Raw genomic sequence first — 17,676 nt, 5'->3', positions numbered from 1 at the left:
TCTCCGATTTTAGCCAGGAAACTGGAAAATAAAACTAAAAAAAAACTATCTTAAGTTTTTGAAAAAGTTGTCTTAACAAAGGGTCGCATCATAGAGTCATAAGTAAAACTTTCTCTCCAGTTAAACAAGCTATTGGTTCTACTGGTTAAATTTCCTCTTTTTGCATCAAAAACCGTATTGAGCGTCATAATATTGGCTGCAAGTTCATTTGTAGATTATTCGGTTAATACTTTAAATCTTTTATAAATGCCCTTATTGTTGATGTAACAATATTATAAAGTAAAAATAATTTTACCAACCTCTACAGCGACTAAATTATTCTTTAAACGACTAAATGATCTGAAATGAAATTAGATTCTTATACTTATATTCTTCTTTTTTTATTATTACTATTTTTGTGAATATACTTTCCTAGATGGAAACAGAATATTGTTCGGATTGCTAATCTAGTTTCATTTCAATGATCATCTTCTTTATTTCTGCCAGATCATTAATTAAATTGTTACCTATTAAAGGGATGATCTGCTCGTCAATGTTATGACCAGAAAAATTAATTGAATTACTTTTGTTTTTAACATAATAAAAAAGAGTTGCTGGATCTATTTCAAGAAAATCAATAATAGCAATTAGGTTATTGAGACTTAACTTAATCTCACCTTTCTCAATTTTAGCATACGAACTTTGACTTATATTTAGATGATTCGCTAAATAACTTTGCGATAAGTTTTTTTCTATTCTTATTTTACGTATTCTATCCAAAATTAAATTGACCATAGCAAATGCATATTTTAGATTCTTATTTTACAAATAAACTTTCAATAAAGATTTTATTAATTCCAATAATTATAACTAACTAATAAACAAAATATCCACAAAAAAACTATACAATTATTTAAAGTACTCATATATATATATATATATATATATATATATCATAGGATATACAAATATTAAGGGCCTAAGCTTTAACAAAGTAGGTAGATTTTAAGTAAAAAGTGTTAAAATAGAAATGAAGGATATTAAATATATCCTTGCTTAATTGCTTCTTTGACTAAATTAGAATCATCAGTCACCCCAAAAACATTTTTCATTTTAATGATTCGTTTCTGAATAGCGCTAGCGGAAATGTTAATAATTTGCTCTAAATCTTTTATTTTAAAACCTTTAGATAAATACATTAAAATTTGACGGTTATGATCTTCAATCATTATTTCTTTTTTCCAAATATCTTGGATACAATTTCTCACTAAGGGACTATGATACTTATTGCCCCTCAATACATCGATTACTATCTCTGCAATGTTATGGGGAGTTATATCATTCTTAATAATCAATCCTTCTGGTCGTATTTTTTTTAAAATTTCATATATGACAATAATCTCTGTATGAGCAGTAATTATGATGATTTTACAATCTGGCATTACCTTTCTAACAAATAATGCTAAATCACTTCCCGATAAAAGTGATTGCTCTTCATAACGTGGTAATCCCCTATCAATAATTGCCAAATCATAATATGAAGGAGAAGCCGAGCCCGCATTCATAATAGCACGATAGGCTTCTTCACAGCTGTAAGCCTTTATGAAATTCAAATGATCTTTTTGTAATCCGTCTTTCATCAGTGCATTTTCATATCCCTGGACCGTCATCGGATGATCATCTACTAAAAGTATATTCATGAATTATTTAATTCAAAGATTAACAAAATAGGCAGTTTTTCAACCCCCTAAAAAAAAATGGCTTCAATAAATTGCGGTACTCTAATTCAATATTTCCCAATGCAGTTCTCATTTACAATTATTAGCGACAACGATCAAACAACCAAACAAACGCTTGATCTTTTCGAAAATTTCCCCAATTATTTCTGTGCTGGAATTGCTAAAGATAGTCAATCAGGAGTAAATCAAATTATAAAACTAAAACCACAATTGGTTATTATAAAAATTCCTATCAAAATTAATGAGAGGAATATGCTGTTGGAAACAGTAGCCGAATTATTTCAATATATCGAAACAATCCCCTATTTCATAGGAATGGCAGATTCCGCTGATTCCGCCTTAACAGCCTTACAATCTGGTTTCTCAGATTATATCGTAAACTCATTAAGTCTTCATCAATTAGGAAAAAGCCTTTTCAAATTTGAAAAAAGAACACCGCCAAATCTCGTTTCTAATATATGTATAAAATCATATAGTGATTATCAATTTGTGAACTTACAGGAAATCGTGTATCTAAAAGCCGATAATAATACAACTGACATAAAACTGCAAAATAACAAAATTATAAATGCCTACAAAACATTAAAGCATTTTGAAAATTTACTTCCTTTTTATTTTCTTCGGATACACAAAAGTTATATTGTAAATATTAATCACGTTTCTCGAATTCATTATAGTAAATCAAAATGCTATCTAAATTATAATGAAATTTTGCCGTTTTCTTTAAACTATAGGTACAATGTCGATGTTATCATACGAAAAATCAATATTTAACTTTCTTTTTTTGTCAGCCAGCAGCAAATTTTAATTCTTCTATTCATCTTAAATAGGAGCTTTCCCCATCCTGATTTACCATTTTACTATCCTAATGGGTATGCTCACTATACAATATTCTATTTTAAAAATTTAACCAATTTTAGTCTGTTAATTTGCCCTGATACTAATCGATTAGATCAACGGAGGCTTCTAAAATAAATTATTGAGAATGGGGAAAATCTGCTTTTAAAGCCGTGTCATTCTCATTAGTACAGAATGGCTGCTTCCCAGCTTTTTCTACAAAAAAGGCAACTGCTTTTACAGCGTTGCCAATAAAACTATATAAAACTTTTAAATCATTTTTTTATGAAAAAACTACTATTTATGACAGGCTGTATGTCTATTGCTGTTACTATATCTTCTTGTACTACTGATAATATTGAAGATACCGCCAAAGAAAAATCAAACAATTTAAATAAAATTTCGGTATCAACAACAACCGAAATTTTACCTGGGGTGGATGATAAGGATAAAACCAAAACATAAAAAACCCTAAATAAACCAGGCAATAGACTAAAAAATATTTTGTCTGGTTTTTAATCTTTATTTTTGGTGAGATTTAAAATTTTAACAAAATTGAAAACAAAATTAAAGATAGTTACGTTGGTTAATTTACTACTCTTGATAGGATCTTGTCAGGAAAAGAATATTGAAGTTGATAAACGAAACTATATCCTGACACTTTCGAAAAAAATTCAGGCAAATTCTTTCGAACCTAATCAAGAAGTAAAATACTTGGATATTATATCTCAAGAATTGCAGAATCAAAAAAACGATTCGATTACCAGAAATCTCTATTTTAAAATTGCCATTAGATATTATAATCTAAATTCACTAGATAAGTATCAAAATGTAGTAACAAAGGTTCATCAACTATCAATAAAGAAAAAAGACTCTTCTCATATAGCAAAGTCACTGTACTATTTGGGCGACTATTATGATGATAAATCAAACATAGACAGCGCTTTTAGCTACTATTCTCAGTCCGAAAAGTTATACCGAAAAATTAAAGACACTACAAATACCGCTAAAACAATACTATACAAATCGGGAATATTATTTGATGCTGGAAATTTTACTGAAAGTGAAATTGAAACGGTAAACGCTTTGAGATTACTTACGAAAACTAATAATACAAGATTAATATACGAAAGCTATAATTTAATAGCGCTTACATTAAAAGAACTCAATAATTGTAAAAAATCGTTAGAATACTTTGACTTAGCTCTAAAACAATTAGATAAACTGGAAAACGAAAATTATCCTAAAGATAAAATTGTAAAGTCTAGAATAGCTTGCTACAATAATATGGGCCGAGTCTATGAAAAAATGGAAAACTATCTGCAAGCAATAGAGCTATATAACGGAGCTTTAAAAACAAAGGGATTGAAACAAACTTACCCAAAATCATACGCAATGTTACTAGATAATCTTGGATATTCAAAAATGAAAGCTAATGAGTATTACGGTGTTGATAAAATCTTGTTTGAATCATTAAGAATAAGAGACAGTCTCCAGACGGAAATAGGTATAGTGTCAAGTAAAATAAACATAGGCCACTATTATCTCATCAAAAGAGATACTAGTAAAGCTTTAGCTTACCTAAAAGAAGGATATATATTATCTAGAAAAATAAAAAGCAGTTCACATACGGTTCAATCTCTAAAAATATTGATGGAGAGTGATTCCAAAAACAAGAATTATTATACCAAGATATATATAAAGATTAATGATAGTTTACAAGAGACTGAAAGGCTGACCCGCAATAAATTTGCTCGAATTGCTTACGAAACGGATCAAAAAGAGGCAAAAATTGAAATTCTATCAAAGCGTAATACTTATATAATTATTGCATCTATTGTTGTTTTTATTCTTTTAATAGCTTTATTCTTGATATACCGGCTTAAGTCAAAAAATAAAGAATTGCTTTTTACACAGGAACAACAAAAAGCCAACGAAAGAATATATCAGCTGATGTTAGTTCAGCAGTCTCAAACTGAAAAAGCGCGAAGTGAAGAAAGAAACCGAATAGCTATGGAATTACATGATGGTATAGTAAATAGTATTTTTACAATTCGATTCAATTTAATGCAATTAAAACCAGACCAAGAAGACCAAAAGACATTATTGGTAAAAGAACTTGAAAAAACAGAAAATGAGATACGAAAAGTTTCTCATGAATTAACGCAAAACCTCCTTTTTGAAGACAACAATTTACCCGAAATAATAACCAATTTAGTAGCATCACAGCAGAATAAATTCAACACAAAATTTGATATCACAATTGATAAATATATCGACTGGTCAACAATTCCAAGTGCTTCAAAAATACATATTTATCGTATCATGCAAGAAGCACTCCACAATATCAATAAGTATTCAAAAGCAAAAAAATGCTTTATAATCCTTTTAAAAACAGGGGATAAAATAATAATCCGAATTTGGGATAATGGTATAGGTTTTAATGCGGAAAAGATAAAACAAGGTATTGGATTAAAAAACATCAAAGAAAGAACAAAAGCGCTAAATGGTGAATTAAAAATTAATTCAAAAATTGGAGAAGGTACTACAATCGAGATTGTTATTTAGGAAGTGTACTTAGATGTATTTATATACATATAAAATCATTAATGTCCGATAAAAAATGAAAACGCATGATTATATTTTTTATCTATTTGATTATCATTGTTTTATTTTTTATTTTCTGTGTTTTTCAAAAAACAGGTTACAAAATAAATGATAGTTGTTCTGTTTCAGCTTTGTCAATTATCCAATCCTTTTCTGGATTTTCTAAAAACTTCATCAAATTGATGTAATTGAAAAGATGAATTTTACAAAAACTAACCAAATTTGAAAATGCCCAACTGCGCTTTAGTCTTTTTTTGACCACTGCTAATAGCAGGTTAACTATCAAAACACAATAAATCTGTATTTTAATGGCATTTTCATTATCTCCCAAGAAATATTTCAATGGAAAATTTTGTTTTAGTTGTTTGAATAATAACTCTATTTGCCATCTTGTTTTATACAAAGCCGCAATTAAATCGGCACGTAATTCAAATAAATTTGTTAAAAACTCAAATTCTCGTTTGTTTACCCGGTCATAAAACCTCACTTTTCTCAATCTTAACTTTGATATTTCTTTTCCTTTTTTTACATCAATTTCAATAATTTCATCTTCTAAAATACCGTTATGAATTCGTTCACCAATATCTAGTTTTTCGATACTTATATACGATGCATTGTCTTTTATTCGAGTTACAAATCCTGTTTTTTGAGCAGTAAAATGCTCAAAAGCCTTGTAATCATTATATCCTTTGTCAAAAACATAAATAGTATTTTCATCGCATTTCAATTTTTCTAAAAAATTATGGTCGTGTGTTTTAGCTTCGCTGAACCAAACCAAACTCGGAACCATTTCATCAGCATTAACAACCGTATGCAATTTAATTCCTCCTTTTCTTTTTCCACTTTTGGGATTTCTTCCTACGCAACCCATTATCTCTTTGAACAAGCTAATTGTTGAACTATCAAAAATTTTGACCTGCTTATTTATAACATCCTTAATGCGGCTGTCCGATAAAAAACCACCATATTGTTTTAGTAGTTGATGATAAATATTTTCAAAAACCAAAACATCTCTTTTCTTATTTGCATCAGATAAAGTACTCCTTTTAGGAATATGATTTAACTGAAAACTACTTGTTTTACCTGACAAACCAAGCATTGCTCCAGATATTTCTCTAAGTGATGTACACTTTGAGAAAGAACAAAAAAGCATACTTATCAAATGGTCTTTTGTAGTAAATCGCTTTGTATAGCGGTCTGATTCACATTTTTTGACTTCCTTTTTTATTATAGAATCGTCTATTAAAGAAATCAGCTGTCCGAAAACAGATTTACTAGAAAAATAATTACTTTTACCCATCGTATTTTGTATGTCGAAACACAAATTTACGATTCATTTAAAGAAGCCATCTTTTTGGCTTCTTTTTTTATTTAATTATATCGGACAACAATGAATAATTTTATTAAATTGCTACAATTTAATTCTAAATTTAACTACATTTGACTTTAATTAAACATGAATTGTTATGTTCATTAAAATCAAATTAAGTAAATAATAATATTATAATTTAGCTGTAAAATTAATTCATTTAGTTTTGTGGCAAAATCGTGTCAAAGTAGGTTATAAATTTAGGCAAATGCAGCATAGATAAGGGTTCAGCCGATTAAGTTCGAATCCTGCTCTGCCTTTTCTTCAAGTTTTTTACTTACAAGTCCTTAAATTCTTTTTCAAAACTTCTACGTATTATAAATACAAATTTTCCAACGCAAGCTTGAAGTGCATCATACATTGAAAAATCAATAGTGGTATCGCCTTCTCGTTTAACCGCATCTACTTGCTTCAAGCCCACATCGCGATTCCCATATCCGCAGCAAAATCACAAAAGATGGTTTTTCTTTCAACATAAAATTTAAAAGTTAATAAAGACCCTTTTTTTTTACATCATTATTTACACTACAATTAGCAATTTATTTACAACTAAAAATTAAGAGCAAAAAATATATTCAGGTAGGTGCTATTTCCGTAAAAAAAGGTTGGTGTATTGATGAAAAAACAGCTGTGAAAAAATTAGGAATTGTATCTATAAAGTTTTTTTTTAAGTATCTGAATTACAATGCTAAACAAGATTAAATCATCTTTTTTAATCGAAATTGGATGATCAATAGTATTGGAATTAGCAGCATAAATGATAACAATATCTAATTCTAAATATTTACGGTAAACGTTTCAAATCCTTTACAAAAAATCGAAATTTGTTCATACAGCGCTATTAAACTGGATGGGTCAGATCCACATTTTCCGAAATGAATAATTATTCTCCATTTCCTTAGAATCAGTAATAGTGAGAAATTAAAAGCCAAACTCCCGCTTTAAAGGACATCTACTATCTTCAATGATCATCTTAAATAGTTTTACATGAAGATTTAAATAACAGATCGCCATGAAGCCATTCACTTTCGACCAAATACCTGTAATGATGAACAAGATTCATGATAAATTGGACTATTTAGAAAAACTTATTTTAAGAATTTCTACTGTTGAAGAAAATAAGGAAGAACTTCTAAACATTCAAGAAGCATCAAAACTTTTAAATCTATCGGTATCAACAATCTATAGTAAAGTATGTAAAAGGGAAATCCCATTTAATAAACAAGGTAAACGCATTTATTTTTACAGGCATGAGTTAATGAAATGGATTAAGTCTGGTCGAGTAAAAACTTATTTCGAAATCCAGAATGATATTGAAAAGAGGTCAAAAATCTAAAGTTAATACTAGATTTTTGACCTCTTTTCTTCTTACCCCTAATCTCTAAGTAATCCCCATCATACATGACCAAGTTTTTTTTATATTTATGTTAATGATGTAATCAACATCCAAAGTTTATAACTATTTTTGTGCAAACAACTCCCATGAGTTATGTTATCTTAATAAGGATACTTTGTTTAGTTTTGCGATAGTTTGCTTTAAATTGTACCATAATTGTACCACAAAGGTTTAAAACGCCATTAAAGTAAGGAAAGTTATTTTCTGTATTGGCAAATAAAAAAAGATTTTTTAAACCTTTAAGAACTAAATATAGTAAGCAGTGAGCCGATTACAATTTCTAATCGGCTCATGTTTTAATTTAAATAGTGATGTGTGACATCGCTCCAATAGTAATAAACTAAATTACTGTATTGAAATTTAGACTTTCTTTATCCCCTATCTGCGCCATCGCTCTTTCCGCTATTGCAGTAATCGACAACGACGGATTTACTCCTGGATTTGATGATATCATTGCTCCGTCTATAACAAACATATTATCATAACCAAAGACTTCATTATTTTTATTAATTACTCCGTGCGAACTATCTTTTCCCATTACTGCGCCGCCTAAAACATGAGCTGTTGAAGGAATTCCAGCGATAGATTCTAGTACGAATGAAGTAGGAACTCCATCAATAATTTCACTATACTTTTTAGTTAAGGCAATGGATTCTGGAATATAAGCGCTTGGCTTTACTCCTTTTCCAACTGAGGATGACATGCCTCCAAAGACATTAGTTTTGAATTTCAAAGTACTGTCTATCGATTGCATAAACAATAAAACTACGGTACTTTTTGACCAACTATTAACAAAATAGATTTTGAAATAACGCAACGGAAAACTAAAAACTTGCTTAGTCATGTTTACTAAGCGAGTCAGCGTGTTTTTACCATTCGATAAAGGAAGATGTAATAATTTCCAAAAACCAGATCCTTCTGAGTATCTTACAATCTCAAGATGGCTATTGTCATCTGTATGTAACAAACTTCCGATCGCAACTCCTTTTGACACATTTTTACTTTTATCGAGAGTAGAAACGCTAATTAGGGTTTCATTGTTGGTACGGATATCTTCTCCTAATTTATCTGATAAAAATGGTAATGATTTGGGCTTTAGTTTTAGTAATAATTTCACAGTTCCTAAAACTCCGCCTGAAAAGATAATCCCTTTTGAAGTAAATTCTTTTTTATTTTTAAAATAACTAGTGCTTGATTTAACATAGACTTTATATCCAGTAGAACCATTATTAGCATCAATAGGCAAAACATTATAAACTTCATTCTCCGCAAGGATTTCTGCGCCTAAATTTTGCGCTAAGTAAAGGTAATTTTTATCTAAAGTATTCTTAGCATCGTAACGACAGCCTGTCATACATCCTCCGCAAAAATTGCAACCAGCTCTTTCTGGACCTTTGCCATCAAAATAAGGATCTTGCACCTTAACTCCCGGTTTTCCAAAGAATACAGCAACTTCCGGATTTTCAAATTGATCTTCCTTTCCTAACTTTTTGGCTAATTCTTTTAAAGCTAAATCACCATCAAATAATTTTGGATTTCGAGCCGCACCGAGCATCGTTAATGCCGTTTTGTAAAATGGTTTGAGTTCATTTTCCCAATCGGCTAATTCACTCCAGCTTCCTGATTTGTAAAATGATGTTTTAGGAACTGGTAAAGTATTTGCATAAACTAATGATCCACCGCCAACTCCTGTTCCCGATATAATAACGACATGCCTAAAGATACTCATCTTCATTATACCGAAAAATTTGATTGAAGGAAACCACAACCATTTGCGAAGATTCCAATTTGTTTTAGCAAAGTCATTCGGTTTGTACCACTTGCCTTTCTCGACTACTAAAACTTTATATCCTTTTTCAGATAATCTCAAAGCACTAACAGATCCGCCAAATCCACTCCCTATAATTATATAATCAAAATCGTATTGCATGCTGTTTATTTTATATGTCGAAAATACGGAATAAAAACGAAATAATATGCATGCATACTAAAATTCAATTAATTGAAATAAATTTTTAATTATGAATTTCTAAATCTTTTAGTGAAAGAACATTTCTTTGTAACAACAACCACCAATTACTTTTTAAATTATCACTTTGTTCAATTTTTTAGAAATTAAGTCATACCTTAAATTATTTTATTAGTTTCTATTCACTCGGTAGAGCGATCGCTAAAAAATAATTTTTTATAAACCATTTCGTAAGTTGGAACATCAACTTCATATTTTTGAGCTTCATTAATAACGAACCCAGTTAAAGATTCCAACTCGTTCTTCCGTAACGCAATAAAATCTCGATGCATAGAGGAAGTTGCATCATGCGGCGACTTTTCAAGCTTTAGAATACTTTGCATAATTATATCTTCAGGAAGATTCAGTCCTTTAACAGCAGCAAGTAATGTAATTTCATTTAACAGAGAAAAGTACAACTCTCTACTAGCTTTATTCTTTAAAATATCACCTATATTTTCGTTTAGATAAGATGTTGCAGAAGCAAGCGCAGATATAAAAACAAATTTCTCCCAGATAACTTCATCAATATTTTCTACTAAATAACTTTCAATACTTGCAGTTTTAAAAATGCTTTGCAATTTATTTAAAGTAGTTAGAGATGCCATTGTAGAACCAAAAAAAAGCTTTTCATAAACTCCTTTTTTTTTAATGATACCTGGGGAAAGTATCATTGCTACAACGTAAACGCATCCTTGCAAAACTTCATTTTCAGGAAACAATTCACTAATTCTTTCTGATGCATCAACTCCATTATACAACGGAAGAATCACTGTATTTTTTGTGATACACTTTTTTATCGAATTTAAACTTTCCTCAATATCATACGTTTTTGTAGCACAAATAAGAAAATCTAATTTGCCAATAACTTCAGAATCATTGGAAACTACAAATGGAAAAGCAATAATTTCATCAGAATCAGTAATAATCTTTACGCCATTTTTAGCAATAACTTTCTGTGTTTCACCTCTTGCTATAAACACTACTTCAACTGAGTCAGATTTGTAATATTCTTTAGCTAATAATCCGCCAAAATAGCCTCCCACTCCACCCATTCCCAAAATTCCAATTCTTGTTTTCATAAAAAATATAACTCAGTTTCTTGTAAAATTTCTACAATTTGTTCACTTCAAAAGTACTAAATCTTTAACATAAAGTTCTAAACTGTTGTATCGAAAGAATAAATCAAAATGGTAACTTTGCTTCCTACAATTTGGAATTTGCAAAAAACTATGCTAGATAAAGATAATACCATTGAAGTTCAAGGCGCTCGTGTTCACAATCTCAAAAATATCGATGTTTCTATTCCCCGTGAAAAACTAGTCGTAATTACTGGACTTTCAGGCTCTGGAAAATCATCATTAGCTTTCGATACTATATATGCGGAAGGCCAGAGACGTTATGTTGAAACATTTTCAGCTTATGCAAGACAGTTTCTAGGTGGTTTAGAGCGTCCAGATGTGGATAAAATTGATGGACTTTCACCAGTAATTGCAATCGAGCAAAAAACTACCAGTAAGAGTCCTCGATCTACTGTAGGCACAATTACCGAAATTTACGATTTTTTGCGTTTGCTTTATGCTCGTGGTGCTGATGCATACAGTTACAATACTGGAGAAAAGATGGTTTCCTACTCTGATGAGCAAATTAAAGATTTGATTATTCAGGATTTTACTGGAAAACGCATTAACATTTTGGCACCAGTAATTCGTGCCAGAAAAGGACATTATGCGGAGCTCTTCCAACAAATTGCAAAGCAAGGTTTTCTAAAAGTAAGAGTGAATAATGATATTCTTGATATTACTTTAGGAATGAAATTAGACCGTTATAAAACCCACGATATCGAAATTGTAGTTGATAGAATGGTTATTGACGACACTGCCGAAAACGAAAAGCGATTGAGTGAGAGCATCAATACAGCCATGCATCACGGTGAAAATGTATTAATGGTTTTAGACCAAGATACAAATGAAGTGCGCTATTTTAGTAGAAATTTAATGTGTCCAACAACTGGAATATCATATCAGAATCCGGAACCAAACTTATTTTCATTTAACTCGCCAAAAGGAGCTTGCTCACATTGCAACGGTTTAGGATCTGTAAATGAAATCAACGCAAAAAAAATTATTCCTAATTCTAAACTTACTATTAAAGCAGGTGGTTTTGCACCTCTAGGTGAATATAAAAGTTCTTGGATTTTTAAGCAATTAGAAATCATTGGTGAAAAATATGGTTTTAAATTAACGGACGCAATCGAAAAAATTCCAGCGGAAGCGATGGAAATGATTTTGAATGGTGGTAAAGAAAAATTTACTGTCAACTCTAAAGATTTAGGAGTGGCTCGAGAATACAAAATTGATTTTGAAGGAATTTCAAATTTCATCAAAAATCAATTTGAAGAAAGTGGCTCTACAGCCATTAAAAGATGGGCTAAGGAATTTATGGACGAAGTAAAATGTCCTGTTTGTGAAGGTTCTAGATTAAAAAAAGAAGCTTTATTTTTTAAAATAAACGAAAAGAATATATCTGAATTGTGCGATATGGACATTTCAGATTTAACAGCTTGGTTCAAAGATTTAGATCGTCATCTATCTGACAAACAAAAGCGTATAGCAACTGAAGTAATCAAAGAGATTAAGGATAGATTAAACTTCTTAATGAACGTAGGTTTGGATTATTTGGCGTTAAGCCGAAGTTCAAAATCACTTTCTGGCGGTGAAGCACAACGCATCAGATTAGCTACTCAAATTGGTTCGCAGTTAGTTGGCGTTTTATATATTCTCGATGAACCAAGTATTGGTTTACACCAAAGAGACAATGACAAATTGATTCATTCCCTCGAACAATTACGCGATATTGGAAACTCAGTTATTGTGGTCGAACATGATAAAGACATGATTGAACGTGCCGATTATGTTATTGATATAGGTCCAAAAGCAGGTAAATATGGTGGAGAAATCATTAGTAAAGGAACTCCAGCCGAAATATTAAAGCATCATACGATTACAGCAATGTATATGAATGGCGAAATGAAAATTGAAGTACCAAAAAAGCGTAGAGAAGGAAACGGGAAGTTTTTGAAATTGACTGGAGCAACAGGAAATAATCTTAAAAATGTTTCTATTGAACTGCCTTTGGGAAAAATGATTTGTGTTACAGGAGTTTCTGGAAGTGGAAAATCTACTTTAATTAATGAAACATTATATCCTATTTTGAATGCTTATTATTTTAATGGAGTTAGAAAACCAAAACCATACAAAAAAATTGAAGGATTAGAACATATCGATAAAGTAATTGATATTGATCAAAGTCCTATTGGTCGTACTCCTCGCTCGAATCCCGCAACCTACACTGAAGTTTTTACAGAAATTAGAAATCTGTTTACTATGACTTCTGAAAGTATGATTAGAGGATATAAAGCGGGACGTTTTAGTTTTAATGTAAAAGGCGGACGTTGTGAAACGTGTGAAGGATCTGGTGTTCGTACTATCGAAATGAACTTTCTACCAGATGTTTATGTGGAATGTGAAACCTGTCAAGGAAAACGTTTTAATAGAGAAACATTAGAAATTAGATATAAAGGAAAATCAATTTCAGATGTGTTGAATATGACAGTTGATGAAGCAGTTCCCTTTTTTGAATTGATTCCGAAGATTTATAGAAAAGTAAAAACGATTCAGGATGTTGGTTTGGGATACATAACTCTTGGCCAGCAAAGCACAACGCTCTCTGGTGGTGAAGCACAGCGAATCAAACTAGCAGGAGAATTATCGAAGAAAGATACAGGAAATACCTTTTATATACTCGACGAACCTACAACAGGATTACATTTTGAAGACATTAGAGTATTAATGGAAGTGATTAATAAACTAGTCGATAAAGGAAATACTATTTTAATTATCGAACACAATATGGACGTAATTAAATTAGCAGATTATATTATTGACATAGGTCCAGAAGGTGGAAAAGGCGGCGGACAACTTATTGCTAAAGGAACCCCAGAAGAAGTTGCAAAAAGCAAAAAAAGCTATACTGCAAAGTATTTGAAAAATGAGTTGAAATAAGAAGTGATAATACAATCAAGTTTTTAAAATCAAACCGGTTTTAATTCCCCTCCTTTGGAGGGGTGCCCAGAGGACGGAGTGGTTTTTAAAGTCGTTCTATTAAGTACTTAATTTGATTTAAAGATAATAAAATCACCAGATCGAGACAATTCTTTTAAATGAATCACAAATTGAATATTAGAAGTATTTCTTAATTACTAATAGTATCAGCAAATTAACTATAAGCTTCCAAAATAAGTAAAACTAAATCACAGTACTTTAGATTCATTTAGCTAACGCGAAAAACAAGCAGCTATAACTACAAAACTTACAATCGATAATGAGATGATCGATAAGAGGTAAAAAAGAGCTACTTTAGTAAACTGGACCCTAGCCCAGATAGCAATAGAAATCCCACACTTTTGGGCGTGGATTGAAATGTATAGCTGGAAATAGCTCCAAAAAAATAAATATTAAATTATATTGTAGAAAATGAGATTAGAAGACTTTGATAATGATGAGGATAAAGTAATCCAAGATAGATTAAAACAAAAAACTTGGAACGAGATTAGAACAAACGATAGTTGGGCGATTTTTAAAATAATGGCAGAGTTTGTTAATGGTTACGAAACTATGGGACGCATAGGACCTTGCGTGACTATTTTTGGGTCAGCGAGAACAAAACCGCAAGATCCTAATTACTTACTAGCTGAAAAAATAGCCTTTAAAATTAGTAAGGCCGGTTACGGAGTAATTACTGGCGGTGGACCTGGAATTATGGAAGCGGGTAATAAAGGAGCACATTTAGGTGGTGGTACTTCGGTAGGACTTAATATTGAATTACCTTTTGAACAGCATTTCAATCCGTACATTGATGGCGATAAAAACCTGAATTTTGATTATTTCTTTGTTCGAAAAGTGATGTTTGTAAAATACTCTCAAGGTTTTGTAGTAATGCCTGGAGGTTTTGGAACAATGGACGAACTTTTTGAAGCTATTACGTTAATTCAAACGAAAAAAGTAGCTAAATTTCCAATCATTTTAGTTGGAACCTCTTTTTGGTCGGGATTGATTGATTGGATTAAGAATGTTTTAGTAGAGAGAGAAGCGACTGTAAGTCCAGAGGATTTGAACTTATTTAAAATAGTTGACGATGCTGATGAGGTTGTTGATATTTTAGATAAATTCTATAAAAAATATGATTTGTCCCCGAATTTTTAAATTTAAGTAGAGAAGAATGCTTTAATGATTGAATCCATTTTAATTCCATTAAATTCAAATTATTCATAAAGAGCTCGATATTGTTTCGGGCTCTTTTTTTTACCCCCTATTTTTCACTTTTATTATTTTCATTGAGCACCAATTTTTTTTTAAATTTATAGCTATTAATTAAGTACATTTAAATCTATAATATTTAATTGTATTTACTTGAAATCATATTTAAATTTCGGTATTTTGTTTATTGCGTTACTAGCTTTCTCAAAGCAGTATGCACAGCATCGCTCTACAATGAATGTAGAAATGAATTCAGAGAAAAAAACACTTATTGTAACGCAAGAACTACTGTTTTTTAATGAGTCTAAAGATACTTTAACTACGATCGTTCTTAATGACTGGAATAATGCTTATTCTAATAAATACGCCTTTAGCAAAAAGGTTTTCTGATGAATTTTACCGAGGTTTTCATTTAGCCAAAGAAGAAGAACGAGGGAGCACTAATGAACTGAGGATAGTAGATTTAAGCAATCAATTAGTAACGTGGGAACGCACATATAAAAATCCAGATTACATAACAATTAAATTAAATCAGCAATTACTTCCTAACCAAAAAATAACATTGAAACTTTCTTACGTTTCAAAAATCCCAAGTGATAAGTTTACAAAATTTGGTTACAACAATAACGGCACAATTGGACTTAAAAACTGGTTCCTAACACCCGCGAGATATAAAAATCATGCTTTTGTAAAAAACAGTAACAACAACTTAGATGACATTGCTAACGCCATTTCTGACTTTGCGATTTATTTAAAATTACCTAAGCCACTAGCTGCTACCACTGATTTAAATAGCGAAAAACTAAGTGATGAAAATGGATTTACAAGCTATAAATTTTCAGGAGAAGATCGAACAGATTTTAACATAATAGTCGAACCTAATATCACTTTTAAAAGTTATACTAACGCTTCAATTGAAGTTCTTACAGATTTGAAAGACAATAAATTAAACGATATACAAAAAGCTATTGCAATTGATCGTATTGTTACATTTTCTAAAAATTTAATAGGATCTTATCCTTATGAAAAAATAGTAGTTTCTCAAACAAGTTATGAACGAAACCCTTTTTACGGATTAAATCAACTACCCTCTTTTCTTAGTCCATTTCCAGATGAATTCATTTACGAAATAAAATTCCTTAAAACGTATTTGAACGAGTTTCTAAAGTCAAGCTTACATTTAGATCCTCGAAAAGACAATTGGATTTACGATGGAATCCAAGTATATGCAATGATGAAATATATCGATGAATATTATCCTGAAACTAAAATGATGGGTAGTATTTCAAAGATAAAACTGCTTAAAAGTTTCAACTTAACAAATATTGAATTCAACGAGCAATACAGCTATTTTTACATGTTAATGGCGCGAAGAAATCTAGATCAGCCACTTGGCAGTCCAAAGACAAGTTTAATTAAATTTAACGAGCAGATAGCAAGTAAATATCGAGCCGGCTTAAGTATTCGGTTTCTTGATGATTATTTACAAAACAACACTGTTTCAAACAGTATTGCTAAATTTTATAAAGAAAGCAACACAAAGCAGATTTCAAGCGATGATTTTGAAAGAATCTTAAAAGCCAATACTACTAAAGATATTGAATGGTTTTTCAACACTATTATTAATTCGAGAGCAATTATCGATTATAAGTTCTCAAGTGTAACCAATACAAAAGACAGCATTACTATCTCTGTAAAAAATCGTACTGGCGCACAAATTCCTATCCCTTTATACGGAACAAAAAAAGGAGAAATCGTTTTCAAACAATGGTTAGATATTGACGCTTGCGATAGCACTTTTACTATTGCTAGGAATACAGTAGACAAAATAGTATTAAACTTAAAAAATGAGGTGCCAGAGTATAATTTGAGAAATAACTGGAGGAAATTAGATGGCTTTTTTCCAAATAACCGTCCTGTAAAGTTCGTTTTTATGAAAGACTTGGAGGATCCCTATTACAATCAAGTTTTATATGTTCCTTCGATTGGCTACAATTTGTATGATGGTTTAACGCCTGGTCTCCGCTTACATAATAAAACGATATTAGAGAAACCTTTTATATTTGACATCAATCCCTCCTACTCAACAAAATCAAATAATTTATCTGGCTCTGCTTTGATTGCAGTTAATCAAAATTTTAGAAACAGTAGACTATTCAATGCACGATATTCCTTGAGCACCTCCTATTTTCATTACGCAGAGGACGCAACCTACTTGAAATTAAATCCGACCGTACAATTGCGTATTCGACAATCAAATTTTAGAGATAATAGAAAGCAATTAATTTTGTTTAGACAAGTAATGGTAAATAAAGAAAAAAGTGAATTATGTGAATCAAGGGTTGAAAAAATGACAAAAAAAGAAAGAAATAACTTTCAAATAATTAGTTTAATAGTCTGAAAATCAGTATATTTAAAGTGTA

13 protein-coding genes are annotated in these 17,676 nt (G+C 30.7%); 8 read left to right on the top strand and 5 right to left on the bottom strand.

Annotated features, from left to right (window positions below; translation table 11 throughout):
• Window positions 1-441: 441 nt before the first annotated feature.
• Window positions 442-774, bottom strand: a complete 333-nt coding sequence (locus tag RCH19_RS14155) for a helix-turn-helix transcriptional regulator (RefSeq protein WP_343023765.1) — start codon at window positions 772-774, stop codon at window positions 442-444.
• Window positions 775-1,019: 245 nt separating this feature from the next.
• Window positions 1,020-1,679 (bottom strand): DNA-binding response regulator, encoded by a 660-nt coding sequence (locus RCH19_RS14150; protein WP_343023764.1) that lies wholly within the window; start codon window positions 1,677-1,679, stop codon window positions 1,020-1,022.
• Window positions 1,680-1,736: 57 nt separating this feature from the next.
• Between RCH19_RS14150 and RCH19_RS14145 the strand changes: the two genes are divergently transcribed.
• The 3 genes from RCH19_RS14145 (at window position 1,737) to RCH19_RS14135 (ending at window position 5,123) form a co-directional block, all read left to right on the top strand.
• Window positions 1,737-2,492 (top strand): LytTR family DNA-binding domain-containing protein, encoded by a 756-nt coding sequence (locus RCH19_RS14145; RefSeq protein WP_343023763.1) that lies wholly within the window; start codon window positions 1,737-1,739, stop codon window positions 2,490-2,492.
• A 348-nt stretch (window positions 2,493-2,840) separates the two neighbouring features.
• Window positions 2,841-3,020: a hypothetical protein gene (locus RCH19_RS14140; protein ID WP_343023762.1), complete on the top strand. Its 180-nt coding sequence runs from the start codon at window positions 2,841-2,843 to the stop codon at window positions 3,018-3,020.
• A gap of 90 nt (window positions 3,021-3,110) precedes the next feature.
• On the top strand, window positions 3,111-5,123 hold the full coding sequence (locus RCH19_RS14135) for a sensor histidine kinase (protein ID WP_343023761.1): 2,013 nt from the start codon (window positions 3,111-3,113) through the stop codon (window positions 5,121-5,123).
• A 136-nt stretch (window positions 5,124-5,259) separates the two neighbouring features.
• Here the strand turns inward: RCH19_RS14135 and RCH19_RS14130 are convergent, their stop codons facing one another.
• Window positions 5,260-6,462: an IS4 family transposase gene (locus RCH19_RS14130; RefSeq protein WP_343023760.1), complete on the bottom strand. Its 1,203-nt coding sequence runs from the start codon at window positions 6,460-6,462 to the stop codon at window positions 5,260-5,262.
• 1,081 nt (window positions 6,463-7,543) lie between these two features.
• Here RCH19_RS14130 and RCH19_RS14125 point away from each other — a divergent pair.
• Complete coding sequence (locus RCH19_RS14125) at window positions 7,544-7,867, top strand: helix-turn-helix domain-containing protein (RefSeq protein WP_343023759.1); 324 nt, start codon at window positions 7,544-7,546, stop codon at window positions 7,865-7,867.
• Window positions 7,868-8,267: 400 nt separating this feature from the next.
• On the opposite strand, the gene RCH19_RS14120 is transcribed toward RCH19_RS14125, so the two are convergent.
• On the bottom strand, window positions 8,268-9,857 hold the full coding sequence (locus tag RCH19_RS14120; RefSeq protein WP_343023758.1) for a GMC oxidoreductase: 1,590 nt from the start codon (window positions 9,855-9,857) through the stop codon (window positions 8,268-8,270).
• A 221-nt stretch (window positions 9,858-10,078) separates the two neighbouring features.
• Entirely contained in the window at window positions 10,079-11,017 is a 939-nt protein-coding gene (locus RCH19_RS14115; protein WP_343023757.1) for a 2-dehydropantoate 2-reductase, read from the bottom strand.
• A gap of 150 nt (window positions 11,018-11,167) precedes the next feature.
• Between RCH19_RS14115 and uvrA the strand changes: the two genes are divergently transcribed.
• From uvrA to RCH19_RS14095, 4 genes are all read left to right on the top strand, one after another.
• On the top strand, window positions 11,168-13,999 hold the full coding sequence (gene uvrA, locus RCH19_RS14110) for an excinuclease ABC subunit UvrA (RefSeq protein ID WP_343023756.1): 2,832 nt from the start codon (window positions 11,168-11,170) through the stop codon (window positions 13,997-13,999).
• Window positions 14,000-14,470: 471 nt separating this feature from the next.
• Window positions 14,471-15,199: a TIGR00730 family Rossman fold protein gene (locus RCH19_RS14105; protein ID WP_343023755.1), complete on the top strand. Its 729-nt coding sequence runs from the start codon at window positions 14,471-14,473 to the stop codon at window positions 15,197-15,199.
• A 207-nt stretch (window positions 15,200-15,406) separates the two neighbouring features.
• The gene (locus RCH19_RS14100; protein WP_343023754.1) at window positions 15,407-15,643 is read left to right on the top strand and encodes a hypothetical protein; all 237 of its coding nucleotides are present in this window, start codon (window positions 15,407-15,409) and stop codon (window positions 15,641-15,643) included.
• A complete protein-coding gene (locus RCH19_RS14095) occupies window positions 15,600-17,654 on the top strand; it encodes an aminopeptidase (RefSeq protein ID WP_343023753.1) in 2,055 nt (684 codons plus the stop codon). The genes RCH19_RS14100 and RCH19_RS14095 overlap by 44 nt, the downstream gene beginning before the upstream one ends.
• Window positions 17,655-17,676: the final 22 nt, after the last annotated feature.

The organism is Flavobacterium sp. PL12 (genome assembly GCF_039123485.1).
Classification (GTDB): Bacteria; Bacteroidota; Bacteroidia; order Flavobacteriales; family Flavobacteriaceae; genus Flavobacterium; species Flavobacterium weaverense.
The sequence above is the reverse complement of the archived record's forward strand: the minus strand, read 5'-3'. Positions and strand labels throughout refer to the sequence as shown.

Coding starts and splice junctions, on each gene's coding strand:
- RCH19_RS14105 (WP_343023755.1), top strand. CDS start 14,471: ATGAGATTAGAAGACTTTGATAATGATGAGGATAAAGTAATCCAAGAT.
- RCH19_RS14145 (WP_343023763.1), top strand. CDS start 1,737: ATGGCTTCAATAAATTGCGGTACTCTAATTCAATATTTCCCAATGCAG.
- RCH19_RS14115 (WP_343023757.1), bottom strand. CDS start 11,017: ATGAAAACAAGAATTGGAATTTTGGGAATGGGTGGAGTGGGAGGCTAT.
- RCH19_RS14130 (WP_343023760.1), bottom strand. CDS start 6,462: ATGGGTAAAAGTAATTATTTTTCTAGTAAATCTGTTTTCGGACAGCTG.
- RCH19_RS14125 (WP_343023759.1), top strand. CDS start 7,544: ATGAAGCCATTCACTTTCGACCAAATACCTGTAATGATGAACAAGATT.
- RCH19_RS14155 (WP_343023765.1), bottom strand. CDS start 774: ATGGTCAATTTAATTTTGGATAGAATACGTAAAATAAGAATAGAAAAA.
- RCH19_RS14120 (WP_343023758.1), bottom strand. CDS start 9,857: ATGCAATACGATTTTGATTATATAATTATAGGGAGTGGATTTGGCGGA.
- RCH19_RS14140 (WP_343023762.1), top strand. CDS start 2,841: ATGAAAAAACTACTATTTATGACAGGCTGTATGTCTATTGCTGTTACT.
- uvrA (WP_343023756.1), top strand. CDS start 11,168: ATGCTAGATAAAGATAATACCATTGAAGTTCAAGGCGCTCGTGTTCAC.
- RCH19_RS14150 (WP_343023764.1), bottom strand. CDS start 1,679: ATGAATATACTTTTAGTAGATGATCATCCGATGACGGTCCAGGGATAT.
- RCH19_RS14095 (WP_343023753.1), top strand. CDS start 15,600: ATGCTTATTCTAATAAATACGCCTTTAGCAAAAAGGTTTTCTGATGAA.